This is a genomic window from Polaribacter sp., assembly GCF_024639685.1.
Lineage (GTDB): Bacteria > Bacteroidota > Bacteroidia > Flavobacteriales > Flavobacteriaceae > Polaribacter.
On record NZ_JAHEHX010000007.1, the window covers coordinates 1 to 24,829 of the forward strand.

Genomic DNA, 24,829 nt, shown 5'->3' on the forward strand with positions numbered 1-24,829 from the left:
TTCCTAATAACCTTGAATCTCCTGATTGATCATCAGCTGATACATCTCTCATTACTTGAAAGTAAACTTGATCTCCTACTGCTGGTGTACCAGCTATAGTTACTGCTCCACTTTCTGCTGTTATATTTAAATCATTTGATGTACCACTATGTGCTTTAGCAGTTGCAACCACGTTAGTTCCAAATGCTGTATTAATAGAGTCATTGTCTGATATTGCTACACCTGATAATCCCCAAGCTGTTGTACCTGTATTTGTTCCTGTAACTGTAAAATATGCTTGAAAAGTTATTGTTCCTTCGTTCCATGATTTAGGAAAAGCTACTGCAAATTGTGCGTTTTCATCTGAACTAGCATCAAAGTCTAATACCTTTATTTCAGGACCGTTACTTAATTCTACTTGTGCAGATTCAGAACCATTTGTTGTATTAGGATACATAGCATTAGCTGGTACCCACATAGTTTCTTTACCTGGTAATTTTACTGTTTGAAACTCTAAAGCACTTGCTCCTGAGTTTACCGATAAAGATTGATTAGCACTACCTACAGAAGTTAAACCTGTACCTCCTTTTGCTACAGTTACTGTTGGTAAACTTGATACACCTATACCATCCGTAACTGTTAATGTATGACCTGTTGGTATCGTTACTGATGTACCAGATGATCCTTGTATTTTATCTACTGCTATTGTACTCGCCATTTATTATCTCCTATATAATTTGTAATATTCCATTTCCACCTACTGTCCAAGTTGCACTACCTGTTACAGAAATTTGACCGTATAAAATAGAATTTTTTGTTGAAGCTGTTGTTGTACTACAATTAGAACTAATAGAATTATAATTACTAAATACGTTTCCAGGTGTAGATATTTCACTTGCCTGGATTGTACTAAAAGTTAGATTACCTGAACCATCAGTTGTAATTGCCTGGTCTGCTGTACCATCTGATACTGGATAACTTAATCCATCTAATACTACTTTACCAGATCCGTTAGGTGTAATAGCAATATCTCTATTAGATGTTGATACTATACTGTGTGTCTGCACATCAAGGTTAGCACCAAGTTGAGGACTTCCATCTTGTACTATATCTGTTAATGAACCAGCAACAATAGTTATCCAGGCTGAACCATTATAATATTTCAATACGTTAGAACTTGTATTATAAGCTAAATCACCTTCATCTAAAGATGATGAGGGGTCTGAACTATCTACTCTATATCTATCAGCAAAAGAATTAACTCCTGAAATATTAGATGCAACCGTATTAACATTTGATATTGAACCAGCAACACTAGAAATATTTGAGTTTGCTCCAGCAACCGTATTAACATTACTTGTATTACCAGCAACCGTAGATACGTTACTTGCTATTCCAGCTACAGTAGAAATATTAGAGTTTGCTCCAGCAACCGTTGCTATGTTTGTTACAACACCAGATGCACCTAATGTTGCCATGTTTGTTACATTTGCTGAAGTTGCTAACAAACTTAAATCAGTTACGATATCACTAGTAGCTAATGTATTAAGATCACTTACTATATCTGAAGTTGCTAATGTATTAAGATCACTTACTATATCTGTAGTAGCTAAAGTATTTATATCATTTACAATATCAGTCGTTGCTAATTTATTTAAATCAGTTACCACATCAGATGTAGCTAATGTATTCAAATCACTTACCACATCACTTGTGGCTAATGTGTTTAGATCACTTACAATATCAGATGTTGCTAATGTATTAATATCATTTATTACATCTGTGACTGCTAATGTATTTAAATCCGATACAAAGTCTGATGTTATTAAACTTGCTTTAGAAGCAACGGATGATACTGCACTACTAATTCCAGCTACGGTTGATACGTTACTAGCTACGGCATTTACTCCTGATATTGCAGAAGATATTCCTGATAATGTAGTAATTTCCGAACTCAATCCAGCAACGGTACTAACATCAGTTTTAGCAAGGTCTGCTTCTGGAACACCTGTACTACTAAAACTTAGTACCTTATTTGCTCTGGATGTTGCTGTTGGCAATTCCATAGATAAACTTGTACTATCTGCTATAGGACCTTTTATACTTCTATCATTATTTTCTGATAGTTGTTGAATAAATATTGTTAAGGCATCTAACTCTGTATTTAAACTACTGGCTAACAAATCACCAGCCGTTACAAAGTCTGTGGTACGTTCTATAGTTTTACCACCTACTAGTATTATAGTATTAGATGAGGTAGGGGTAGTAGGATTTGTGGTAAACGTTATAGAACCAGTACCATTAGACGTAGATAAATTAACAGTATAATCTGTAGTAAGTGATTTTATTGTTGAATCAATATAAACCTGTATATCTGTTTGCGCTAGTATAGGAAAGGAGAATGAGTAAGGACCTACACCAGCACTACCAGAATAAACGACTCGTCTTGCAACAGATGTTATACTATAATTTGCCATAAATACCTTTTAGGTTGTTGACAATTATATTAGATTTTTATTAATCTCCAAATGCCTTACCCAGATTAGGTGGTCTAGTAGGGAAAGTTTTGCCTGGTCTAAACCAGAAGTTTTGGTTTTGATGTTTCCTATAATACCTTTCTCTTTTTCTCATATTCCTATTAAACTTAGGATCTATAACAGATTGTATTCTTTCTAAAAGCAATCTTTCTAAAGCTAATCGCATATACCATATACTACTACCAGGAGTATATCTTCCCATGTATCTAATAAATTCTGCTCCAAAATTAGTATCATCACCTTGTATTAAGTTACGAATATTACCTATACTTAAATTTGCTGTATCTTCTAAAAATCCAATAGCTGGTCCAGAAAAAGTATCCTTAACACCTCCACCAAATCTATTTGTACTCGCTTGTAAAAAATCTCCAAAGATACCTAGTCCACCACCTTGAAATAAAGCTTGTCCCCAAAACTTTGGATCTTCCATATTTTGAGGATCTTTACCTCTTGAAATAGATTTTAGTTGTAATGCTAAAGCACCCATTAAAGAAGCACCAATAATATAATCTAAAAAAAATCCTACTCTTCTGGTTCCTCTAAACTCTGTAGCAAATCGCATAATATGTGTATGCATAATTGTAGCTGGATAATTTTTATACATACTAGCAGATGCTACTATCTCTCCACCAATGGTTCCTTTTTTTGCACCACCTGTTAATAGTGATCTGGCTCGAACACTTGTACTCGGTACAGCACTTTCTGTTTCACTAGTAACTAAATGCATTAACTTTGTTATAGTTTGTTCTACTCTATTTTTACTGTATAAATTACTAGCTTCTATTTCGTGTATATCTATAAATTCACCATAGTCAGTTTTTAATGTTTTTGATTTTCTAATAATATCCCAATCAGCATCATTAATATCGTATCGTTGAAATGTCTTTTGTAAGACTGGATCTAAATTAGAAAAAGATTTATTTTTATTTATAGATAAATGGTTCATAACTTCCATATGAAATGCCTGTCTACCTCCTTGAGTCATTGGAGATAAACCAGAAATTCTATGAATTGTATCAGCTAGTCTTCTTGTTATTTCTGGACCAGATGTATCACCAAAAAATCTTGCACTAGAAATATTTGTTGATGTCCAGTTATCAGCACCAGCGCCTAACCTTAAAGCTAACTGTCCTCTATCTCTAGGATTCAAAGAAACTATTTGTGTTATAACTCTTTTTAAAAGTTTTGCTTGAGGTAGTCCTGTCATACGTGCAGTTATTCTTTGCGATTGAATATCTGATATAGCTGATAACGGTGCAGATCCTAATTGACTTGCTTGTAACGTATTTCTTAAAGCACCAAAACTATTTGCTACATAAGAATTTATAGGTGCTTCAGATTTTCTCATTTGTATATCATACAGCATATCTATTTTTGCTTTATGATCTCTAGCTAACTCAGGTTTTTTTTGTGATAAACCACTTCTTAAATATCTTTTTTCCATATCAGCTTTTAAGTAAGTCAACATAGCTTTAGGATTAGGACCAAATATTTGTAGCTGTGCAATATCCCTAGACATACTTTCTATATGACTAACCATAGTTGCAAAAGAATTAGGCTCACCAAAATTATTTTGATAAGCTAACCACTTATCAGAATCTTTAAAAACTAACCATCTATGATCTTGCCTGGTATTTGCTAACATCTTACTACCTTTATTAGCTACTATTTTTCCGTTACCATCAGCAACAATATTTTCGTATACTTCTTCTAATGCTCTTCTTATAGTTAGATCCGTAAATTGTATACCTGTTCTTTGATTTACCATTTTATTATAATCTAAATAATTACCTTCTATTAAAAAATTAACCCAAGCATCTCTACCACTTTTCATAATTCTTAATTTATCGTGTACTTGTGGCATCCCCCAATCTGTTCTTTTAGGAATACTCATACCATATTCATTTGCCATATTTCTTAAAAACTCTGCTGTGTTTTTCCATTCTGTTGCTAATGCTTTAGCATTGGGATTACCTGTGTCTTGACCAAAAACCTCTTTTACTAATTGATCTAGTGTAGCTTTGCTTTTAACTTGACCTCTTGCACCTCTGCCAAATTCTTTTAAACCATTACTAAATTTTGATAAGGCTCTTTTTTTTATGATTTCTTCTAATGCTTCTAACGATAATATTTTTTTTGTACCTTTACCATAAGAAGCAATCATGTCTTGAATTAATTCACCAGCTTCTCCTGGATACGTTTCAAGTAAAAAATTATATTGTTGTACTGCTTTTAACTGTAAAAGTTTTTGTCTTTTTTTTTGTATGTTTTGTTTTTTTAATATATCAAAAGTTTCACTACCAGCTTTTGTATCTGCTGTAGTATCAACATTATTTTTCTTATATTCTGTGTGTAACTCATCATACAATTCCAGACTTTCTTTTGCCTGGCTATCAGTAATTGTACCCTCTTTTTGTGCGTTAATAATGCAATCACGTAAACTCATACACAATCCTTTAATCTATCAATTAAAATATCATCTTGTTTATTATCAGCTAATAATTCTCTAGTTGTTTTTGTTACAACAGAAATTTCACCTTGATCATCCACTATACTTAATGGAATAACAGTATCTAAATTTAGCTTTTCTGATTGTTCTTTTGAGCCTTCATTCGTTTCAGTCTTTCTATTAACTGAAGTCCTTCCTTCAATCCGTCCTGTTCTGCTTGGTCGTAATCGAAAGCTTGTCCCTTGTAATGACTTCGTTGATTGCTCTTTGATTGTTGGAGTTTCTCCGAAGGGTTGATTGTTGTCGATTTCTGCGTAACCATCATATTTTCCTTTCATTTTATTGTACACTAATTGAGGTTTGTTTCCAATACTTTTTATATATCCCATTTCAATTAATCTACCTGTTATTATAAAACGATTTACCATTCTCATAATAGCTTTTTTTGGATCAACATTCATGTACATTAATTCTATTTCATATCCTTTTGCTCTTAGTAATTTTGTTTCGGTTTCAAAAGAATTTGCTTTATGTCCTACCTTTGGAATTATTATATTTTTACTTTCGTTTGTTTGTTGATCTAATAATATTAAAGATAATTTTTTACTTTCTTGATGTGTAGCATTTGCTCCAACACCATCTCCATACTCTGGTAAGGATTTTTTAATTTCATCACTATCTACTATTGCTGATCTTGTTTTTCTAGCTATCTCTTCAGCAATAGTACTTTTACCACTTGCTGGAGCGCCTATTACAATTATTGCTTTTTTATTTTTATTTACTTCAGTAGGTAATTGATTGTCATTTTTCCAGGCAATTTGATCTGAGTGTAATTGATGCTTTTCTATACCATCTATATAACCTTTAGCTTTCCATTCAACATTACCGTCTTTATCAATCATAGTAAATTTTCTGTTAGCTATATAAGCATCAGTATCATAGTTAGGATCTAAATGCGTTTCAGGAATACCTTTTACTTCATCCATAGCTTTTACTACTGCTGGATGTTTTTCTATCATATTTAAATCAGCATCAGTTGGATCTACAATTTTACTTATTTTATTTTCTAAATCTAATCGTAATTCTTTATCACTAGTAAAACCTTCACGAATACCTAAATCTTCTGTTACAGTATTTTCTAAATTTTTAACTTGGTCAGTAGATCCTTTATCTCCTAACTCGTTAATTTGGTATCCTGGTTCTTGCCTACTAAAGATAGGGACTTCTGCTTCAGGGTTAATAATGTCCCCAACCTTGCCAACATTCTCCCCTGTGAAATCACCTCGGTTAATTGCTTCGACGACAGACTCTGTAAAGCTTTCGACAGCCTGTCCGTTTTTGGTTTTGCCATCAGCAAGGAGTCTGGCTTGGGCTGTAAGTTCGTCTGAGAGGAATCCTTTTTTATTTGCGAGACGTTTAATAAATTCAATTGCTTCGGCATTAACTTGCTCCTTTCTTATGTTAGCTTCTTTGTTTAAATGGTTACCTTCTTTTTCTATACTCTTAACATTTGCATTTAATGTTTTAAATAAACCTTTTTTTTGTCTTAAACTTTTTATAGTGTTTTCTAATATTTTTGCTTTAGGTACAAACAAACTACTTTCTAAAACTTCTTTACCAAATAATGTTTTTTGCACCTTTTTATTAAAACCTAATTCATTAGCTTGCCTTATAATATTTTCAGCTTGAAATAAAGTTTCTGGTTTTGCTTCATTCATTAGTAATTGAATAATAGGTTTGTGTTTACTTTTGTCTTCTACAATTTCTCCTACTAATCCTAAATATTTAATCATATCATCATCTACTACTGATCCATTCATAGCCATACGAAACATATCGTCATCTAATTTTGCAATACCATTTCCGTATCGTACTAAAGAATCTGTTATGTTTAATTTATTCATTTGAGAAGAATCTATTTTAAATATTTTTGAAGCATCAGTAATACTTCCTGTTCCTTCTCCTATATTTTTTACAGCACCTTTTACCATTAATTCTTCCTTAGTCCAACCATCAGATGCTTTGTAAACGTGTGCTAATAATTTAGGGTTTTGTCCATCATTTTGTAATTTAATTTTTTTTGCTAATCCTAATCTTTGATGTCCGTCTACTATAATTTTTTTACCATTTGTATCCTCATATACTACTACTAATCCTCTACTTGAAGGCTCCCATTCTTTTATACCAGATAATCTATTTGTTACACCTCTGTTATCTTGCATCTCACTTTTAAATTGAAAACTTTCTGGATCAAAACTTAAATCATCTGGATCTAATTCTTCTACATTATATAAATTATTTTTAACTGTTTCACCAGGATTATCTATAGGTTTTAATTTAACATTAACATCTCTAGGCTCTTTGTTTTCTATTGCTTGTTCTTCGTCAAATAAATTTTTAATTTGATTATCTAAATTATTTACGTGTTCAGAATTGTTAGGAGTGTCATAAGGGTTAGAATCTAAATCTTTTATATCATTATCTAATTGTTCTATTACACCTTCTATTTCTTCAGTAGTAAAATTATTAGTATTTTGTTTTCCTCTAAAAACTGATTTTAAACCAGCAACAGTTAAGTGTAATGGTAAACCAAATAACGCACCTCCGATAGTGGCTTGCCCTGTTTCACTTAATACATCTTTCCAAGTATAAGATAATCCAACCTGGTTTCTCCAATTTTTAACTGCTGGTCTAGTAGCTAAAGTTAATCCACCTTCTATTAATCCTTCATATAACATTGTACGTGCAATATTAGCTACTTTAAAACCTTTTATAGATGCTCCTAAAAATATCATTGGTATAGCAGTAAATGGATTTTCTAATAAATCTGCTGTTTCTCCATATGCACTTCCTAATAATTGTGCTGGATTAAATCCACTACCTTCGTATCGACTAGCTACTTCTTTATTATTAACCTCCGAGTCAAATGCTAAATCTCTAGCTTCACTTCTTATATCTACTTCTCGTATTCCATTAGGATATTTTTTATTTAACTCTTCATTGTTTTTAATAACATCATTGTATATGTTTAAATGCCTATATAAATTTTTATGTGTTCCTATAAAATTTCCTAAATTTTTTCCTGTAACTTTATTTATTTCATCTATGTATGGTTGTAAGGCTTGTTGTGCAGTTTCAGATTCAGCTAAAAAACTATGTGCTAAACTTTGATTATTTAATGATGCTTTAAAGTTTTCTCCAAAACTAGTTACTGGTCCTTTAGAAACACTAAGAGGTCTATTTGCTAATACTTCTTCTTCAGATAGTCTAAACACTAGATAGCGCCTTTATTGTATGCATCATCAGTATTTACTTTCATAACAAAACTATTCATATCATTTTTTTCTTGGTCAGACATTTTTGCTTCTAGTCCTAACCATTCGTTTTTTGAAATATAATCATCTATAGATCCAGCACCAGCTAATGTATTCCATTTAAACTTCCAGTAATATGCTTGACCTTCTAATGTAGTAGGGATTGCATTTTTATCTAATGCTAAGAATAATCTAGCTAATATAACTGCTGGTAACGGTTTATTCATATCCTCATATGTAAAATTTTTAATGTCCATATCTATGTTAAGTTTTTCTTTTAATTGAGTTTGTATCTTTTCTACGTTAGCCATTAATTGAGTGTCTGTTCCTTTTTTAATACGACCCATCAAGTCAGCATAATGTCCACCATCTTTATCAAATTGTAATAAACCTGTACTATAAGATGTTCTAAAAGTTTCTCTATGAGTACCCATATTGCTTTCTACCATCATCATACCTAACAACATACTTTTAGTAGCCTTAGGATTAGATCCAGGCATTATATCTACTATTGTATCTACAGTTAGATTTGCTACTTCTTTTCCTTTTGCTTTATTTGTAGTCATACTTTTAATCATTCTTTGTTCCTTTCTTTGTTTATAATTAGGTTTTTCTCCAAACATTATTTCTTGTAATCTACCAGATCCAGCAAGCCTAGAAAATCTTGTACCAGGTTTATTTTCTACTTCTAAACTTTCGTAGTAAGCTTCTTTTAACCTATTAATATCTATGTAATATTTTTGTGGTAAATTAAATTTATCACTAAATCCTTGAACTACATCTTCTGGATCTGCTGAATTAGGATGCTGTTGTGATACTTGAAATATCTCAGGACTATGCGCATTATCAAAATATAATCCTCCTATTTCTTTTTCTTTATAATCTATACTTTTACCATTTTTAATATATGCTGGAGGTTGATAGTTTTCATTTCCATCTGGATCAACACTAGCAAATTCTAACATTTCTAATGTTACGTTTTCTAATATATTTTCTAATTCATCTCTTTTAATTGTATCTGGAATAAGTATTGTATGAGTTGCGTTTCTAATTTCGTATTCAACAGCACCACCTTTATCGCCATCTGCTCCTAGCAAGTCTTGTATAGCATCTGGTATATGTTCTAATATATCATCTACACTAGTACCAGATTGAACTTTTTCTAATAACAATGGTGTTACTAAAGCAGAAGTAGTAGCTAATATATGTTGTGGTAATGTATTAGATAATCCACTTAAATTATTTAATATTTCTTGATTAATTTCTTGTTTTAATCCCTCTGTTATATTATTTTTAAAATCACCTTCAGCTAATAATTGACCTCTAATAACTCTTCTTACTAAATCTTCTTTTCCTATATTTATTAACATACCCAATCTAGCCATATGAAATTGACCGTTTTTATTTATTTGACCAAATACTTCGTCTGATCTATGACCAGCTATATTACTTATATGACTTAATATTTGTAATCTTTTCTCTGGTTGTGTACTGTTTTCATAAGCGCTTTTAAATGATTCCATATTTTCTTTTGAAAAATATTCAACTTGACTACTATCTATCTCATCATCTTCCTCAGCTATAGCTTCTAATTGTATTGCTCTTTTTTCAAATGTTTTAGCATCTAATATTTTATTATCGTGAATTAACAAACCATCTTTAAAAGTATATGAAGGAATATCATCTGGATTTTGTTCTATTGCATAATTAACAAAATCATTTTTAATTTTAGTTTCTTTATTTTTAAGTAATGTACTTAATGATTTCACAAATTGAACTTCGTCATCCGTTGATATACCCTGTTCTTTATTAATTACATTTACTTCTTCTTTTAAATCTCTTATTTGACTCACAGGTCCATTAGCGCTTTTTTCTAACATATCTATTTTATTCCATAATTGAACAAAATCTGATGTTACATTTTTATCATCTAGTGTTTCTATATTTTTTTTAATTTCTTTTAACTTTTCTTTATTTAATCTTAAGTTAGGATTTTTTATTATGGTCCTTAGAAAATCTAAATCTTCTTTTACTTGTCCTGGTAGAGGACTATCTGTTACTGTATTTGATAAAATTTTTTCTATATTATCTAATATTTCTACTTCACCAGGTGTTGGTTCAGAACCGTCTGTAGTAAAACTATTTCTTAAAGCTTCTAATTCTCTTCTCATTCCTCCTATAGATAATTTAGAAAAGCTTTGATAAATATTATGGTTTTTTAATGCTACAATTATTTCTTGTTGTAAAGTTTCTGAACCTGGTACTGCTTGTACTTCTAATAATAAATTTTCTAATTGTTCATTATTATCATACCCACCATCTGTTACATCTTTTAAATCCTTAAATGTAGTTTCTAATGATTTTAATGTAGATTTATGCACTTTATTTATTGAATTAATTTTACTACTCATTTCACTAGATAACATTTTAAATGTAGCACCATCTAATCCACTAGCTACACCTGTTCTATTAATATCACTATTAAACTTTTGTAAAAATTCAATCTTATTTTTTGCTCTGCTAAAATCTCCTCTTACTCTTTCAGTATATAATTTAGTTTGTAGTTGTTTAATTTCTTTAGCTACAGCTACAGGAGTAAAATTATTTATTTCTAAAAATTGTTTATAATTTGTTAACTCTGTATCTAAAGCAATCTTTTTTTCTTCAGGACTCATTTCACTTCTGGCAATACTTTCCATATCTACTTGCCTTGCGTTTGATCCTTCTATTGCTTTAGCTTGTAATTTTTCTTGTTCTAATTTTGTAAAAGTTTTTTGATAATTTGTATAAGCATTAGTGCTTAATCTTTTTAAAGTTTCTTCTAATTTTACTGCTTCTAGTGGAGAATATTTTTTTACTCCTTGAGTCGATCCGTTTACAATACCATCTAACTCTTGAGCAAAAGCTACAGGATTAACATTATTTGTTTCAGCTTCTAATAATTTATTACTAATCAATTGTCTTGCATCTGTTTCTACTCTTGAACTAGAAATAGCTACAGCAGTATCAAATGCTGTTCTATCATAAAGTGATACTTGTTTATCTTTATACTTATCTAAAATTTCTTGAGTGTTTGTACTTGCATCTTGTTTAGCTTTTCTTTCCATTTGTTTTGAAAATTCTTGAAATGCAAAATTAGATATTTTACTTGCTGTATTTGCAAGTGTATTTGACATACGAACTGCTTCTCTACCAGCAGAGTCATCAACACTTCTCAATCCTGTTAAAGAAAACTGTCCAGCTTTATATGGTTTATATCTATCAGCCATTTATCCAACACCCATTTGCGCATTTGAACCAGCTTGCGAACCATAACTACTATAACCACCGTAACCAGAAGAACTACCACTGAATCCTCCACCTCCACCTGTAGTACTACCACCACTAGGACCAATGCTATTTATTTGACCAGCAGAACCCATAGCTGTACCTACAGCTTGAAATACTCCAGTTTGATAAGCCATTTTACCAGATGCTCTATAGATTCCAGCTTGATAACTTCCCATAGCTTTATTGATTTGTTGACCTCTTTGAAGTGTATTAAAATCTTTATATCCTGAAGCTAATGCATATGTTGTTAAATTTGCTACTGATCCTGAAAACGGATCTATGTTCGCACTACCAGCATAAGCATTAATTGAAGCTACACTTCTTAATGTTTCATCTAATGTATTTACAGCTTTTTGTTCATACTCTAATGATCTTTGTTTAGCTTGCATCTCGGCTTCTTCTGCCTGACGGTTATACATATCTCTTTGAAATTTACCAGCTTGATATTGTCCGTATCCTGTTACTACTGCTCCAGCTACTGCTACATATTCCATTTTAGGCTCCCATACTTATTTTATAATCTAATGCTAATATATTTAATTCTAATGGTGCGTCTTGTGTTACAGTAATTGTTCCTTCTTTATCAAATCCTAGTAACGGTCCTATTGTTTTTACACCTGTAAACTCTTGAACTGCTGTATCTAAAACATCCTCTCCAAAACTTCTAAAAGCTACTAACTGATTATTTACTTTCATAGATTTAGATTTAAATACATCTGCATTTACTTCTAATATTCTTTTTTTAAAACCTTTTAAACTTGTAGCACCAGCCGTATTAGGTTGTACTGGCATTGTTTTAATTGTAATAGTAAATGGTATTCCCATTTCATAATTACTAGCTGTTGTTCTAGTTAATGTTACTTGACCACTTCCGTTAGTAGTTTGTTGAGATTCTACATTGCCATCATTTAAAACATCTACTGTAGTAGAAATTAAATGACTAGCTGTTGCTGTAGTATTTGTACCTGTAACATATACTGCGCTATCGGTATGTAATGTATTATCAAATACTTCTACAAAATATTTATCAGAACTATTTATTGTTCTTTTTATAATTACATAAGTTGTATCAACATCTATTCCTACAGCTAAGAAATTACCACTTGTTGTAAACTGACTAGGAGCAATAACATTTTGACTTCTTAAAATAGAATATACTGACATAGATCCATCTGCTGAATTTACTACAAATAATCTATCGGTTTCTTCCGTTGATGTACTTCTTCGTATTGCCATATCTACTGGAGTGTTTAATAAATGTGAACTTAATAAAGATATGTTAGCTGTTGTATAAGCTAACTCAGTATCCGTAAATGACATTTCATTTAATGATTTACCAGAACGTTGAACATAAATTGTACCACTATCTAATCCAGCTACAGGAACTCCAGCTTTTATTCCATTCCTGGTTCCAACACGTACTGTTAAATTGCTAGGTGTTATTGGTTCGTTAGTTGTTTGAGGTAAATAAAATTCTCCACCTGTTGTAAAAATTTGAAGATCCCTTCCACTAAAGATATCTACTATAGCATTTAAACTTTCTGTAACTATTGTTCCTGTAATAGATTGATCATCTAATCCTTCACCAAATTCAAAATTAAAATAATCACCAACATTGCTTCCCCAAAAAGTAGTAGGTTGTCCCTTACTACCACCAAAATATAATCTACTTTCGTGAAACGTTACTGATACTGGATAACCTCTTGATCCTGACCAGGCATCCTCATATCCTGTTTCTAATTCCCAATCTGAATCAGCAACAGCAGTTGTATCAAACATATTTATTATTGCTCTACATTTTACAACAGTTGAACTAACAAATTCTACTATCCTTAACCTTCCGTAACTTGAAGTAATATTTATAAATTGACCTACATGACTAGATAAAAATATACCAGCACTTGCAGTTATTTTAACATTACCACTTGTTTTATCAGGTGTAATATCTGCACTAGGATTAGATGTAGCTAATGTATATGCGTGTGTTGGTGCATTAGTAAAAGTAACAGTAGAAATAGTCCATAAATTATGATCTGCTCCACGTACTATTTTTAAGGGAGTTAAATCTGCATGACATAAAATAATAGTATCAGCAGACTGCGCATATCGTATTGTAGATAACATTGCAGAAGTAACACTGCTTATTGCTAAAAAATCATTACCAGTACCATTTATATTTGTTACTAATGCTTTGTTTCTAAAAATATAAATTCTTTGATGTACTAAAGCAAACATATAACTATCACTTGCATTAAATTCAAATGGTATTAACCGTACTCCATTTTGTGGATTGCCAGCACTTGGTAATTCAGTAATAAATTTTAATCCATCTCTTCTTTTGACTCCACCTTGAGGTTGTATAAATACATTCGTTGCAGATTGTAAAGCATTATAATATTGTTTTAAATCTACACGACCTCTTAGTAATGGATCTAATTCTCCTATACTAAAGTTTGTTTGTATTTGTACGACTCTACTCATGTTTTTTTATTTTGTTGTGAAAATTTCCTGGCAGACTCCTTGCTCCTAAATCCCCATTTTCTAAGAGCAAGTAGCAACCTAGTAGGTTTACCCTTACTATCTCTTTCTGGTCCTTTCATTCCAGCAAACCTTGAAGCAAAAGATATTCTTCTTCCATCTTTTCCTGTGCTTTGTGGTCTTTTTAAATTACTTCCATCTTTACGTTTAAAATATTTTCTTCCAGCTTCATTAAGACCACCAGAAGGATTCTGATATTTTTTTGCTACCATTAACCCATTCTTGTTTTAGTTTTTTTTATTTTTGCTTGTAAAGTTTTTGGTAAAGTTTTTTGTCTTTTTGTAAGAGTGTTACCACTTTTTTTTACTGTTGGTCTTCCTCTTTTACTTCCGTATGTTCCTTTTCCCATTGGTGCCATTATTTTTATCCTTTCTTTTTTTGTTTTGTTTTAGATGCAATCTTTTTAAAAATTCCTTTTTGTGGTGCGCCTTTGGCTCCTGGCTTTCGCATCTTCTCACCAGACCCAGATGCAATACGTTTTCTTTTATTATGAATATTTTTATAAAGTCCTGGTCTAGCTACCATTATTTTTCTCCTCTATTATTTTTTTAAATTCTGAAAATGTTTTTATTCTTCCTTGTGATTGGATGTATATACTTGCATCTTTTCTAGCTTTAGAAACTTTAGGTTTAAATTTATAAATATTTTTTTTTCTCATTATCTTACTGCCGTTAAATCAAAATCATCTATAGTCCAAGACGGTCTATTTTGTGAATCTATTTGTGTTGCTTGTCTGAACATTCCACCTCTCATATTTTCGGAAGGTAGACCACAGGCTATTTGTTTATAGTAATCTCCTTTTGTTAACTGATCCGTTACAGCTTCAGCTATATGCCAAGACATCCAATATTTTAATAACTGAATAAAATAAGTTGGCATAACATCTTCAGATGGACGGAATTGGTAATCAGCGAATAAAGTAGTTTGACTACTAAAAACACTAGATCCAAATATTTCCCAACCTGTACTTAGTGATAATGCGCCAACAGAATTACTATTATACAATGCTCGTACCCCAGAACCTAATCTGTCAGATGGTAATGTAAATTCGTATTGATATTCGTTTACTGGTGTATTTGTTGTTCTTGCTAGTTGTGCTTTTTTATATGTAAAAGACCAGGGATACATTTGTAAAACTGTATCTCTAATATCATCATATAATCTATCGCATATTTGCGCTGAGTCGGTTCCTTCTGAAAATGAACTAAGAGGAGAAGCGCCTAAAGTAATTAATGAGTCTGAACAAATTGATAGTTTAGTATCTCCTGTAGCCATAATAAACCTTTATTGTTGGGGATATGATTTGCACCATATCCCCAGTTTTAATAATTTAGTCAGAGTCAGAAACAGCACCTACTGTTGTGCCATCACTAACATCCACTACACCACTAGCATTGCTAACTACAATATGCATAGTTACTGTTCTAGTACCACCTGTTGCTCCATGAACAATAATCATATCGCCAACAGTTAGTATGTCGTTTAAATCATTAAAGTAACCACTAGCATCAACTGCTGTATGTGCTTCGGTTGTTGTATACACATACATTGCTGGTGTTGTGCCAGCTTTAGATTGTCCACCTATGGGACCAAAATCGTTTCTTACAAATGCCATTTTATACTCCTATTCGCGTGTTGTTATTGAAACTAAACCTTCATTATCTACGACTACTGCGCCTCCACTAAAATAGGATGCACATAAGAAAGAAGTTTTTTCAGGGATGTAATCTACTCTGGAAGTTTGGTTCATACCAATTCCCATTCCAATTGCATCTCTGTGAAAAGCATAAACAGGTCTATCACTAGATCCATCTATTGCTAAACCACCTTCATCTCTGTCACCAATGGTAACAATATTCATTCCTAAATACTGTGTTAACTCACCTGTTGATAAGCTTTTGACCGTAGAGAAATCACTAGAGGTTACTGTTGTTGAACCTAGTAATGCAGATAAACTGTTAGCATGAATTAAAAGTGTTCTGCCTTCGGCTGGAACATTTTTTGCATCCAATGCTTTTTTAGCTGATCTTAATTTACCTAAATTTAAACCACTAGCACTTCCAGAAGATCCATCTTCTGCTACAGTATTTGCAATAGTTGTACCTGGAGATCCAGCTACGATTGCATCAATAAGAATTTGATCAATACGTCTTCCTATTGAGTTACCAATAACCTGTACCAATTCACTTCTCTCTTGAAAGTTAACTTTTGCTTGATGAAAAATATCAGTGTACTCTGCTGAAATGTAATCTGTCATTGTAGCGCTTACATTACTGTAAGTTACGTTAAGAGGTGTTACGTCAGTTTGAGGTGTTCTGATTTGTGCTTGTCCTTTTCCAATTTTTTGGAACCGAACAGTATTACCTACAATTCCACTTTTCTCTCTAACAAGACCAGCTAAAGTTCTAGCACCTTGATAGGCTTGTTTTACTTCAGAATCGAATAAGGTAATAAATGCATTGCTTACGTTTAAAGCCATTATATACTCCTTAAAAGTTAATAAAATAATAAAACGTATCTAGTTATCCTATTGGGCTAGTTACTTGTACTTCGTACCAATTAACTGGGCTTTCGCTTGTCAGTCGTTTTAAGAGTATAAAAAAATTAGATAGTCTTCAAATAGGACACATACTTAAATGTATTACTATGTAACGTTAAGCTAGTAACTTTCTCCATGCATTGCATAAACTTTCTTTTCTACACCTTGCGTATAATCAGCATCTTTACCGTAACGTTCGTCTTTCATCATTTCTCTAACATCAGCCATAGTAACTTTATTTCCTTCAACAGCAGTAGAAGATGGTATTGTTTTTTCTCCATAACTTTTTCTAATTTTATTTAAGGCAGAAATAAATAATGCATTAGTAGAAGCATTAGCAATAGCTTCTCTTTCTTCTGAAGTTATAGTATTAGATTTATGAAATGAGGATAACCAGTTATCCATATTTTCTATTATGCCGTCTGCATTACGTCCTAATTTTTTTAATTCATCAGTACGTTTGTATTCTATTTCTTGTTCTAATACACCTTGTTGTTTCATATAAAAAGTGAATAAACGTTCTACAACTTCCTGGGACATATTCTCTTCTTTAGCTATATCTAAAAAATCTTGTGTCATGTCATCTTTTTCTATTTCTTCAAAATTTTGATCATCAAGTTTTTTAATAAAGTCTGTACTATACTTTCCATCTTTAGGTGCTTTATGTTTTCCCTGGGACATTTTATCACGCAGACTATTATAACTTTTTGCTAAACCATCTATATCAACAGATCCTTTATCTTCATTCCAAAACTGTTCAGGAACTTCTGCTGGTCTTTCAGATTTTTCAACTTTTACTTCTGGCTCTTTTTCCATGTGAGGTGCATCACTTACATTTTCTACATCTGTTTTTGGTTCTTCTGTTGTAGGATTTAAAAGAGGTTTTGACTCTTCTATTTGTTCTTCGTTTTTAATTTCTGCTTCAGCCATAACTATCCTTTCTAAGTTTTATTATTTTGTACACGTTGTATCTTATGAAGTATTTCTCTTATAATAGAATTTTGTCCTTCTCTAAAATAACCGTAGCTAGGTTCTTCACCTGGAACAAATGTTGGTTGATCTAATGTTCTTGTTTTTAATAATTTTAATAAATCATGTCCATCTTTTGTAACAAATACTTTTGCTACTAATAAATCATCATCTGATAATGCCTGATTATTTATTTCAGGCTCTTCTTTAAGACTGTCCCAACTCATTTTCAATTACCTCCTGTACTTGCTCGTTGCCTTGTTGTTGTGCTTGCATTGCTGTTTGTGTCATCTGTTGAACAATAGCTAATCGTTCTTGTTTACTGTTTAATATACTTCCAGGTATTCCAAGTTTATCTGCCATATAATCTATGGCATTATCTTGGTTGATTGCTACTTGTCCTACTTGACCTACACTTTGAACCATCTGCATAAACTGTAGTACGTTTTGTAAATCATCCATATTTTGTGCCTGGGCTAATGGAGATTGTGGAACTACTTTTATAACTTTACCATCTACTTTAACAGGTAACTCTATAATATTTTGTTCTCCCATTACTGTTAATACTCTAGTTACAATTGGTATTAATGCTTCTGTAATTAAACGTCCAAATGCAGATCCTAAGTTTTGTGCTAATTCTTTTTGCTTTGCTACGATTTCTGTAGCGCTTCGAGCAGACATATCATCTGGAGGAAGACCATCATCTAATAATGTTTTACGAATACTGTCTTGCAAATCTTTCATAACTATTTGGCTAACATTAAAATCAGAGGATCTTTGTAATGGTGCTAAACTAGGACCTTGTGCGCCACCATTAGATGCTACAGATATAACACTACCTGGTTTTATTTGTATATTTTGAGGATTTAAGATTCCATCATCACGAGCCAAATATACGCCTGAAATAGCTAGACTTGCATTTTTTAAAACAAACTCTTTTGTTTTATTTAAGGTTTTAATATCTGATATACAAGAAACTAAGGGACCTCTTCCCATTACTTCACCAGCTATTTTACTAAAACGACATACTACCCAGGGAGTACTATCCATTGTTCTGTAAACTAACTCAGTTATAGAACTATTTTTGTTAGCTTTTTTATGCAGTAAGTGATAACAATAAACTCCACTATCTGGTAAAAATATTGTTGCTTCAATTAAATTTAAATTTTTACTTGGATCTTCGTCTATTTCTTTTTGTAAATCTGGAGGTATTTCTGCATCAGCCCATTGCTGTTTTAAAACGGATCCACGTATCTGATGTTTACGATATACATTGTCAACTCTACCGTATGGTCCTTCTTCTAATGCTACTAAATATTGAGGAACCGACTCAAACCGTATTGGTGTATCATCATCTCCTTTTTGTATTAACATAACTCCTGTACCTACAGCTAAGTCTAATAACATTTCAGACATAGATAAATCAAAATTTGTTTGACGTATTAAGGTAAACATTTTTTCGGAGTATACATCTAAAGCTAATTGTAACTCCTGTTGTTGTTCTTCTTCTAATTCATTCTTGGCATTATCTCCAACAATAAGCCGACACCAGTTACGATAAGGTGGAAATAGGGATGACTGCAACCTGTTCGCAAACCGTTGTGTCGAATATATTGCTGTAGAATCAAAAACCTTTTTTGATTTGTTTTGACCTGGGCTTTTATTTTCATAAAAACCAGAATATAAATTACGTTCTGGTAATGCATATTCGTAACATTCTTCATATATATCGCGCCAATTTTCTTTTTTGGCATAAGCTTTTTCTGCTCTTTTAAAAACTATCTCTGGAGAAATTCTTTCCATACTAACCTAATGTATCCGTATCACCTAAACCTTGTGCTGAATTATCTCTTTCTTCTGATAACAACATTCTTAGTCCACCTTTACGTCTTGCTCTCATTCTTGCTTGTAGTGCCTGTTGTTTTGTTCTTTTCTCATCAGCTAATCTTCTTCTTTCAGCTTCCTGGTTTTGATCTACTTGCCTAGACATAGGAGGAATTTTTGGTTTTGAAAATATACCACCCATTAATAAATCCTTCCGTAACAATAATAATTTTCTTTGATCGGTGAATAGTGCATTAATAAACCCTCTCGTTTGAATTTTGCATACTCTGCATACTTTATAGCACTATAATTCTGCTCATGTACATAGATTTGAAGCCTGTGTAGTCCCATAACGGTACCAATACCCATAAATATGTGTTTAGTGTTGCGTAAAAACGGTACTGCTTTGGTACGTATATCAATATCTACTAGCATCCAGGCTTCTGCAACCCCTTGCCATAATGGGATAAAACCAAAACATACGGTAGGTTTATCGTCTATAGTTATAGTAGCTGAGTATCCCATCCTAGATTGCGCAGTAAACCAGTTTTTATAATCAACCATATTATCCATAAGGTTTTGTTGAAAAGGATCTAACTGTAAAAAATTAATATGATGTGATGAGAAGGGTATTGCCCTGGCATATTTTGGTAAGTTTTCTCGTATTAACCTGTTAAAAGACATCAAAATCTAACTTAGCTATATTTGCACCACCGTAGGATCTACGATTAGATCCATGTACTAAGCGCTTATGTTCACCACCACCTAGTAATAAATAACCAAAAGCATCTCCTATATGTGAGTGCATATTTTTATTTGGTGCATCTCTGAACCTATCTGTGCCACCAGATATACCGACACGTTTAAAATGATATCCTCCAGCCAAAGATTTAATTAATTTTCTGCACCTGGAATCTACACGTAATGCTGAGTCACCATCTATCATTCTAGTCATAGGCATGGCTCCAGCTTCTCTACGTACCTTAAAATCGTTACTAGCTGTAGGTCTAGCATTTAAACCTATACTACGTAAATGGTCAAAGCTAGTTACTTCAAATATCTGATCCCTGGCGCTACCAGCTGGATCTCCCCATATAATCGGTTCCATGTTTTCAAACCTGGTATTTAATTCATATAATAACATCTGAGCAAAGCGCTCTAGTCCCATATCTTCCGATACTAATTCATGTAATATATGCCACTTACCTGTAGCATATCGTTGACCAAATACGCAAGCTGGTGTTAATCCAAAGTCAATACCTATTTGTATCGGTAATTCTTTATCTGGTTGTATCTGATCATCTACCATAGAACTAGCATCAAACTCTTGCCATACCGATTTACCTTCTTTTACATAAACATATTTGCCACCAACATAACAACGTAACCAGTCTAACTCTTTACCACCTAATTGCTGTTCATAATATCCTGGAGGTAGGTTTCTTATATTCTCTGCTTTATCATTAGGTATCCAATACTTACCACCAGCCTGGATCGCATCTTCCTGGTATCCTACTTCAGACATACCACCTGGCTGTCTATAAAAATTCCATTTAAACTTACCTTTAATCGGTTCCTTCTCAGCTAAATTATGCCACCAGGAATCTGAGTCTGGTGGATTGGTGTCGGCCCAGATCCCTCTCCAGGCGCAACCACCGTTAGATTTAGTAGGAAAACGTCCTACTCTATGTGTCAATCCTTGCACAATAGACAATGGTAATTCTCTAGCTTCATTTACCCAGGCTCCTGTTAATTCTAAGGATAATAATTTACGTACATCTTTAGGCTGGTCTAGTGCCAGGAATATAACTTCGCAATCTATACCAGCAATATCTCCTCTAGCTGGTAATTTAAGATGATGTGTAAGAGGAGGGGACCAACGCATGGCTCCCCACTGATTTTCAGGAAATATCTCTAACCAGGTTTTAATAGTCGTAGTACGTAATTCAGGATAACTGTTTCGCACTACAACAAAACGTGAGTATTTAACATTGTCTTTAGGACTAGCTACCTGTTTTACAGCACGTAGCATAATCTCCGAAGCACAGGCATACGACTTACCAGAACCCACAGGTCCTAATAATCCACGAAAAAACGCATTATCGTTTAAAAACTTCCACACCGTAGGTTGATTACTAAAGTCCAGGTTCAAGCCATGCATAACCTCTTGTTTCTGGATCCGTTTCTTACGGTTAGTGGTATCTCTCGCTTGTTGTCTTCTCGCCATTTTCTACCTCTATAATTTCTATCTCATGGTTTAATGCATTAAAAATTTTATCTACTGTATCAAAGTTACCAATCGTTATACCACTTTCTATTTTACCAATCGTATTAACCGATACATCACATAATTGCGCTAAATCAGCTTGAGTCATACCTCGTTCTTGCCTTAACTCAGTTATAATTTTTTGGTGCCAGTAGTATTTTTTTTGCATAGGTCCTCCTGTTTCAGGATAGTTATTTTGTATTTCAAATCACCGTCACGTATTCTACAAAATAAAAAATCATGTAACTCGTCTAGTGTCGGTTTACGGTTCGCTAATAAAGTTATTGTTATTTCGTAGTTCTTCATTCTTCCTCTATTTTCACATCCTTCATATTGGGTCCAGTAATATTAATTCCTATCACCGAAGGTCTTTTGTCTTCAGCTACATCATCCAATAATCCATGATGCTTTGCTAATAAACGCAATGCGCCTAACTTATCATGCATTTCTATTTCGATACTGGTGCCATATTTACCAGGTGTGGCTTTTACTTTTTTGATACCTTTCCTGGCACGTATAGACAAATCATTGGAGTTAAGTAATTCGACTTTGCCTTTATCGTCCCAGGATATGGTATCCGTTACTTCGCTACCAGCTATAGCTTCTAATTCTTGGCGCACCTTCTCTTTATCGGCTTCGGTGCCATTCTTTAGGACCTCTCTAGCTTTGCGAATTTTTAAAATATCTTTCGTCATTCAATACATCCTTAATTAATTCTTCCAGGTACCATCTTGCTTTACGTAAATCCTCAATAGGTTGTTTCTTATAACGGTACCTCATGGTATATTTCATAATATTGCCACGTAAATAGCCTTGGTATTCGTCCTCGGTCATAGATTTTTTGATTATTTCTATAGCTTCCCAGTCCGTTTGCCTATAGTGTGAGGGTTTATTTACTGGGTCATGTTCTAAAATTTTGCGAGATACCCCCATACCAGACCGGCTACCCCCTGGGGGGGAAGGGGTATGGTCTATTTTATTTTGTTTTTTGCCTGTCATAATGCATCCGAACGTTTGGTTTATGTAAATACTAGTCTAATCCAGTTTTTTTTGCTACTTCTTTTATTGTTATTGGGATCTTACCCTCATCTTTTAACATCTTAGTCGTCAAGCTGACTGTGCTTTCCAGGATCTGACCTGGCTTTATTCCCTTATCCAGTAAATATTCTGCATCATTTAGGTAATTATCAGGGATTTTGTGGACAGAACTCGCTGTCTGGATACCTGTACAAAATGCTTGCGCAATACTGTAAATTAGCATTTTACGTTGTGCTGATCCCTTTAAATCCCTACTTTTATGTATAACTGCCTGTTTATCCTCTGGAAACTCCTCTGCAACCTTGGGTCTTGGTGCGTAAAACTGCTCCATGCTTGGTAACTTGCTCTTTTTACCCTCATATAATACCTGGTATCTATTGGTAGCATACTTAGACTTCCTGGGCTTTCCCTTTAGCCTGTAATCTCGTTTCTGTAGCTTTCTAATGTATCCAAGCTTAATTAACCTGGCTACATGAAAAGACACAGTTTTAGGAGTTCTGGATACGTGTCTACCGAGTGTAATCCTTGAAGGAAAGCAAATTCCGTACTTATTAGTGTGCAAACAAATGGCTCCTAATACTCGGAGTGTTGTTGCGTGTAAGAAATCATCCTGGATTGCTTTAGCTGGGAGAACAGAATACAGCCTGGTTTCTGGTTTACTCTGGACTATAACTGGTTTTGTACTTCTCAAAATGGCACCTCGTTGTTTTTTGTGACCTTACTCTTTGGAAACTTCTCTTTTATCTTAACAATGCTAGCTGGTACAAACTTAACCAACTCCTCAATACTCATCAATATTGAGCCGTCTGAAGGCTTTCTAGGTATTGATCCCTGGTACACAGTCATTAAAACTCCTGAAGTGTGTCGAACCTTCCAAACACTGTGAACAGCTTTCTCTGCAATCTTATCCAATGCCTGATATCCTCGTATCAGTGCTTGACCATATTTAATCATATCCTGTTGGCTGTTGCTTGTTATAGCTTGATCAAACTGACCTTGTGCTTTTTTAAACTTCAATTCCAAATGTTGTGGAACCAGATCCAACATCCTGGAGTTATATCCATATTTCTTTTCCATTGCCACAGCAACGGCATCAACCTGTTGTATTATTTTACGATCCAAAGACAACCTCCTTTCGGACAATGGGACAACGGACAGGACATCCTAAGGAAATGTCCTGTCCGTCCTCTGTCCTGAATTTGTCCACTTTTTTGTCCACTACTCTTTTCCATACCAATAATCCCCAGTTTTCTGCTCTTTTAATGGGACATTTTCTTTTTGTCCCACCATGTCCACTTTGTCCCAACACCAATCGTTGAATTTGTCTATTTGTCCAATTTCCAACAAGCTTTTGGCACTCCTGGCGAAGGCTTTTCTCTTTGCATCTACACTTTCTGAAGCTGTAATACTTCTTCTAAATGCATACTCTCGCCAGACCTTTTCCGACACAGCTTTACCTGGAACAGATCCACCAGGATAAGTTCCTTGCTCTTCGATTGCTTTACGTAATGCCTCTAATGTTTCTCTTTGTGCCGAAGTTAATTTGGTCTTTTTGTCGTACTTTTGATCTGTTACCTGGTAAATTAAACTGGACTCATCTCCCAAGCCTAATTCGTCAGTATGGATAGTATGCGTTTCAAATAATAAAGCTTCTTCTGCCTCGGAATCCTTCTGCTTTTCTGTTACTAATCCTACTAATTTATCCAGCTTTTCTACTTTCATAGATACATCCACTGCACCAATTAAAGCCGTAGAACCTCTGGCTCCTCTATCTCTATCCTTTCCACTATGGTGAATAGGCATTACAGCGCAATTAAATGTATTACGGATTAGATCCATTGCTTTGATTGCGTCCCCTATATCCTGGGCGCTGTTCTCATCTCCTGACATACATCTTGCCACCGTATCGAAGATAACCAGCTTGACCTGGTCTTTGCTAATCTTAGTAATAGTTTCTATTAATTGCTCCATTTCCTGTTCTTTTAAGAGTCCCACAGCTTGGGGAATGATGTGACAGGGCGCTTTAGGCTCTAGTTCGTGGAATAT

At 33.4% G+C, this 24,829-nt stretch carries 27 protein-coding genes; 2 read left to right on the plus strand and 25 right to left on the minus strand.

Annotated features, from left to right (window positions below):
* On the minus strand, positions 1–697 hold a 697-nt coding region (locus Q0L44_RS04475; protein WP_296635829.1), incomplete at its 3' end, for a hypothetical protein.
* Between the two features lie 10 nt (positions 698–707).
* Positions 708–1,457, minus strand: a complete 750-nt coding sequence (locus Q0L44_RS11535; RefSeq protein WP_366085096.1) for a hypothetical protein — start codon at positions 1,455–1,457, stop codon at positions 708–710.
* Here Q0L44_RS11535 and Q0L44_RS11540 point away from each other — a divergent pair.
* Positions 1,456–2,112 carry a hypothetical protein gene (locus Q0L44_RS11540; RefSeq protein ID WP_366085103.1) on the plus strand — a complete coding sequence of 219 codons (657 nt, stop codon included), beginning with the start codon at positions 1,456–1,458 and terminating at the stop codon, positions 2,110–2,112. The genes Q0L44_RS11535 and Q0L44_RS11540 overlap by 2 nt on opposite strands.
* 72 nt (positions 2,113–2,184) lie before the next feature.
* A complete protein-coding gene (locus Q0L44_RS11545) occupies positions 2,185–2,307 on the plus strand; it encodes a hypothetical protein (protein WP_366085098.1) in 123 nt (40 codons plus the stop codon).
* A 189-nt stretch (positions 2,308–2,496) separates the two neighbouring features.
* Here Q0L44_RS11545 and Q0L44_RS04485 read toward each other — a convergent pair whose 3' ends face one another.
* From Q0L44_RS04485 to Q0L44_RS04595, 23 genes are all read right to left on the minus strand, one after another.
* Positions 2,497–4,962: a hypothetical protein gene (locus Q0L44_RS04485; RefSeq protein WP_296635833.1), complete on the minus strand. Its 2,466-nt coding sequence runs from the start codon at positions 4,960–4,962 to the stop codon at positions 2,497–2,499.
* Complete coding sequence (locus Q0L44_RS04490) at positions 4,959–8,240, minus strand: zeta toxin family protein (RefSeq protein WP_296635836.1); 3,282 nt, start codon at positions 8,238–8,240, stop codon at positions 4,959–4,961. The genes Q0L44_RS04485 and Q0L44_RS04490 overlap by 4 nt, the downstream gene beginning before the upstream one ends.
* A complete protein-coding gene (locus tag Q0L44_RS04495; RefSeq protein WP_296635838.1) occupies positions 8,240–11,548 on the minus strand; it encodes a hypothetical protein in 3,309 nt (1,102 codons plus the stop codon). Before Q0L44_RS04495 ends, Q0L44_RS04490 begins: the two co-directional genes overlap by 1 nt.
* Positions 11,549–12,103, minus strand: coding sequence for a hypothetical protein (locus Q0L44_RS04500; protein ID WP_296635841.1), 555 nt, complete (start codon positions 12,101–12,103; stop codon positions 11,549–11,551).
* A gap of 1 nt (position 12,104) precedes the next feature.
* Entirely contained in the window at positions 12,105–14,090 is a 1,986-nt protein-coding gene (locus Q0L44_RS04505; RefSeq protein ID WP_296635842.1) for a hypothetical protein, read from the minus strand.
* Positions 14,087–14,359, minus strand: a complete 273-nt coding sequence (locus Q0L44_RS04510) for a DUF6321 domain-containing protein (RefSeq protein ID WP_296635845.1) — start codon at positions 14,357–14,359, stop codon at positions 14,087–14,089. The genes Q0L44_RS04505 and Q0L44_RS04510 overlap by 4 nt, the downstream gene beginning before the upstream one ends.
* Positions 14,359–14,496 carry a hypothetical protein gene (locus tag Q0L44_RS04515; RefSeq protein WP_296635846.1) on the minus strand — a complete coding sequence of 46 codons (138 nt, stop codon included), beginning with the start codon at positions 14,494–14,496 and terminating at the stop codon, positions 14,359–14,361. Before Q0L44_RS04515 ends, Q0L44_RS04510 begins: the two co-directional genes overlap by 1 nt.
* 14 nt (positions 14,497–14,510) lie before the next feature.
* Positions 14,511–14,672: a hypothetical protein gene (locus Q0L44_RS04520; protein ID WP_296635849.1), complete on the minus strand. Its 162-nt coding sequence runs from the start codon at positions 14,670–14,672 to the stop codon at positions 14,511–14,513.
* A gap of 132 nt (positions 14,673–14,804) precedes the next feature.
* On the minus strand, positions 14,805–15,422 hold the full coding sequence (locus Q0L44_RS04525; protein WP_296635851.1) for a hypothetical protein: 618 nt from the start codon (positions 15,420–15,422) through the stop codon (positions 14,805–14,807).
* Positions 15,423–15,477: 55 nt separating this feature from the next.
* Positions 15,478–15,762, minus strand: coding sequence for a hypothetical protein (locus Q0L44_RS04530; protein WP_296635854.1), 285 nt, complete (start codon positions 15,760–15,762; stop codon positions 15,478–15,480).
* Positions 15,763–15,771: 9 nt separating this feature from the next.
* Positions 15,772–16,626, minus strand: coding sequence for a phage capsid protein (locus tag Q0L44_RS04535; protein WP_296635856.1), 855 nt, complete (start codon positions 16,624–16,626; stop codon positions 15,772–15,774).
* A 180-nt stretch (positions 16,627–16,806) separates the two neighbouring features.
* Positions 16,807–17,616, minus strand: a complete 810-nt coding sequence (locus tag Q0L44_RS04540; RefSeq protein WP_296635858.1) for a hypothetical protein — start codon at positions 17,614–17,616, stop codon at positions 16,807–16,809.
* Positions 17,617–17,627: 11 nt separating this feature from the next.
* Positions 17,628–17,882: a hypothetical protein gene (locus tag Q0L44_RS04545; protein WP_296635861.1), complete on the minus strand. Its 255-nt coding sequence runs from the start codon at positions 17,880–17,882 to the stop codon at positions 17,628–17,630.
* The gene (locus Q0L44_RS04550) at positions 17,863–19,458 is read right to left on the minus strand and encodes a portal protein (protein ID WP_296635864.1); all 1,596 of its coding nucleotides are present in this window, start codon (positions 19,456–19,458) and stop codon (positions 17,863–17,865) included. The genes Q0L44_RS04545 and Q0L44_RS04550 overlap by 20 nt, the downstream gene beginning before the upstream one ends.
* A gap of 1 nt (position 19,459) precedes the next feature.
* Positions 19,460–19,645, minus strand: coding sequence for a hypothetical protein (locus Q0L44_RS04555; RefSeq protein WP_296635866.1), 186 nt, complete (start codon positions 19,643–19,645; stop codon positions 19,460–19,462).
* A gap of 35 nt (positions 19,646–19,680) precedes the next feature.
* Positions 19,681–20,163: a GNAT family protein gene (locus Q0L44_RS04560; protein WP_296635870.1), complete on the minus strand. Its 483-nt coding sequence runs from the start codon at positions 20,161–20,163 to the stop codon at positions 19,681–19,683.
* A complete protein-coding gene (locus tag Q0L44_RS04565; protein ID WP_296635874.1) occupies positions 20,153–21,640 on the minus strand; it encodes a hypothetical protein in 1,488 nt (495 codons plus the stop codon). Before Q0L44_RS04565 ends, Q0L44_RS04560 begins: the two co-directional genes overlap by 11 nt.
* A 31-nt stretch (positions 21,641–21,671) precedes the next feature.
* Positions 21,672–21,914: a helix-turn-helix transcriptional regulator gene (locus Q0L44_RS04570; protein WP_296635877.1), complete on the minus strand. Its 243-nt coding sequence runs from the start codon at positions 21,912–21,914 to the stop codon at positions 21,672–21,674.
* Between the two features lie 133 nt (positions 21,915–22,047).
* A complete protein-coding gene (locus Q0L44_RS04575; protein ID WP_296635879.1) occupies positions 22,048–22,440 on the minus strand; it encodes a terminase small subunit in 393 nt (130 codons plus the stop codon).
* On the minus strand, positions 22,406–22,678 hold the full coding sequence (locus Q0L44_RS04580) for a DUF3310 domain-containing protein (RefSeq protein ID WP_296635882.1): 273 nt from the start codon (positions 22,676–22,678) through the stop codon (positions 22,406–22,408). Before Q0L44_RS04580 ends, Q0L44_RS04575 begins: the two co-directional genes overlap by 35 nt.
* Before the next feature lie 97 nt (positions 22,679–22,775).
* Positions 22,776–23,474 (minus strand): helix-turn-helix domain-containing protein, encoded by a 699-nt coding sequence (locus Q0L44_RS04585; protein ID WP_296635885.1) that lies wholly within the window; start codon positions 23,472–23,474, stop codon positions 22,776–22,778.
* Complete coding sequence (locus tag Q0L44_RS04590; RefSeq protein WP_296635887.1) at positions 23,471–23,905, minus strand: hypothetical protein; 435 nt, start codon at positions 23,903–23,905, stop codon at positions 23,471–23,473. Before Q0L44_RS04590 ends, Q0L44_RS04585 begins: the two co-directional genes overlap by 4 nt.
* 96 nt (positions 23,906–24,001) lie before the next feature.
* Positions 24,002–24,829: AAA family ATPase (locus tag Q0L44_RS04595; protein ID WP_296635889.1), on the minus strand; the 828-nt coding region annotated here is incomplete at its 5' end.

Bases quoted from the DNA above. Each gene is read 5' to 3' on its own strand.
- Q0L44_RS04545 (WP_296635861.1), bottom strand. From the start codon at position 17,882: ATGAGTTGGGACAGTCTTAAAGAAGAGCCTGAAATAAATAATCAGGCA.
- Q0L44_RS04500 (WP_296635841.1), bottom strand. From the start codon at position 12,103: ATGGAATATGTAGCAGTAGCTGGAGCAGTAGTAACAGGATACGGACAA.
- Q0L44_RS04530 (WP_296635854.1), bottom strand. From the start codon at position 15,762: ATGGCATTTGTAAGAAACGATTTTGGTCCCATAGGTGGACAATCTAAA.
- Q0L44_RS04515 (WP_296635846.1), bottom strand. From the start codon at position 14,496: ATGGGAAAAGGAACATACGGAAGTAAAAGAGGAAGACCAACAGTAAAA.
- Q0L44_RS04520 (WP_296635849.1), bottom strand. From the start codon at position 14,672: ATGGTAGCTAGACCAGGACTTTATAAAAATATTCATAATAAAAGAAAA.
- Q0L44_RS04525 (WP_296635851.1), bottom strand. From the start codon at position 15,422: ATGGCTACAGGAGATACTAAACTATCAATTTGTTCAGACTCATTAATT.
- Q0L44_RS04550 (WP_296635864.1), bottom strand. From the start codon at position 19,458: ATGGAAAGAATTTCTCCAGAGATAGTTTTTAAAAGAGCAGAAAAAGCT.
- Q0L44_RS04555 (WP_296635866.1), bottom strand. From the start codon at position 19,645: ATGTCTAGGCAAGTAGATCAAAACCAGGAAGCTGAAAGAAGAAGATTA.
- Q0L44_RS04535 (WP_296635856.1), bottom strand. From the start codon at position 16,626: ATGGCTTTAAACGTAAGCAATGCATTTATTACCTTATTCGATTCTGAA.
- Q0L44_RS11535 (WP_366085096.1), bottom strand. From the start codon at position 1,457: ATGGCAACATTAGGTGCATCTGGTGTTGTAACAAACATAGCAACGGTT.
- Q0L44_RS04575 (WP_296635879.1), bottom strand. From the start codon at position 22,440: ATGACGAAAGATATTTTAAAAATTCGCAAAGCTAGAGAGGTCCTAAAG.
- Q0L44_RS11540 (WP_366085103.1), top strand. From the start codon at position 1,456: ATGTTTGTTACATTTGCTGAAGTTGCTAACAAACTTAAATCAGTTACG.
- Q0L44_RS04570 (WP_296635877.1), bottom strand. From the start codon at position 21,914: ATGCAAAAAAAATACTACTGGCACCAAAAAATTATAACTGAGTTAAGG.
- Q0L44_RS04565 (WP_296635874.1), bottom strand. From the start codon at position 21,640: ATGCATGGCTTGAACCTGGACTTTAGTAATCAACCTACGGTGTGGAAG.
- Q0L44_RS04495 (WP_296635838.1), bottom strand. From the start codon at position 11,548: ATGGCTGATAGATATAAACCATATAAAGCTGGACAGTTTTCTTTAACA.
- Q0L44_RS04485 (WP_296635833.1), bottom strand. From the start codon at position 4,962: ATGAGTTTACGTGATTGCATTATTAACGCACAAAAAGAGGGTACAATT.
- Q0L44_RS04505 (WP_296635842.1), bottom strand. From the start codon at position 14,090: ATGAGTAGAGTCGTACAAATACAAACAAACTTTAGTATAGGAGAATTA.
- Q0L44_RS04540 (WP_296635858.1), bottom strand. From the start codon at position 17,616: ATGGCTGAAGCAGAAATTAAAAACGAAGAACAAATAGAAGAGTCAAAA.
- Q0L44_RS04510 (WP_296635845.1), bottom strand. From the start codon at position 14,359: ATGGTAGCAAAAAAATATCAGAATCCTTCTGGTGGTCTTAATGAAGCT.
- Q0L44_RS04560 (WP_296635870.1), bottom strand. From the start codon at position 20,163: ATGTCTTTTAACAGGTTAATACGAGAAAACTTACCAAAATATGCCAGG.
- Q0L44_RS04580 (WP_296635882.1), bottom strand. From the start codon at position 22,678: ATGGGGGTATCTCGCAAAATTTTAGAACATGACCCAGTAAATAAACCC.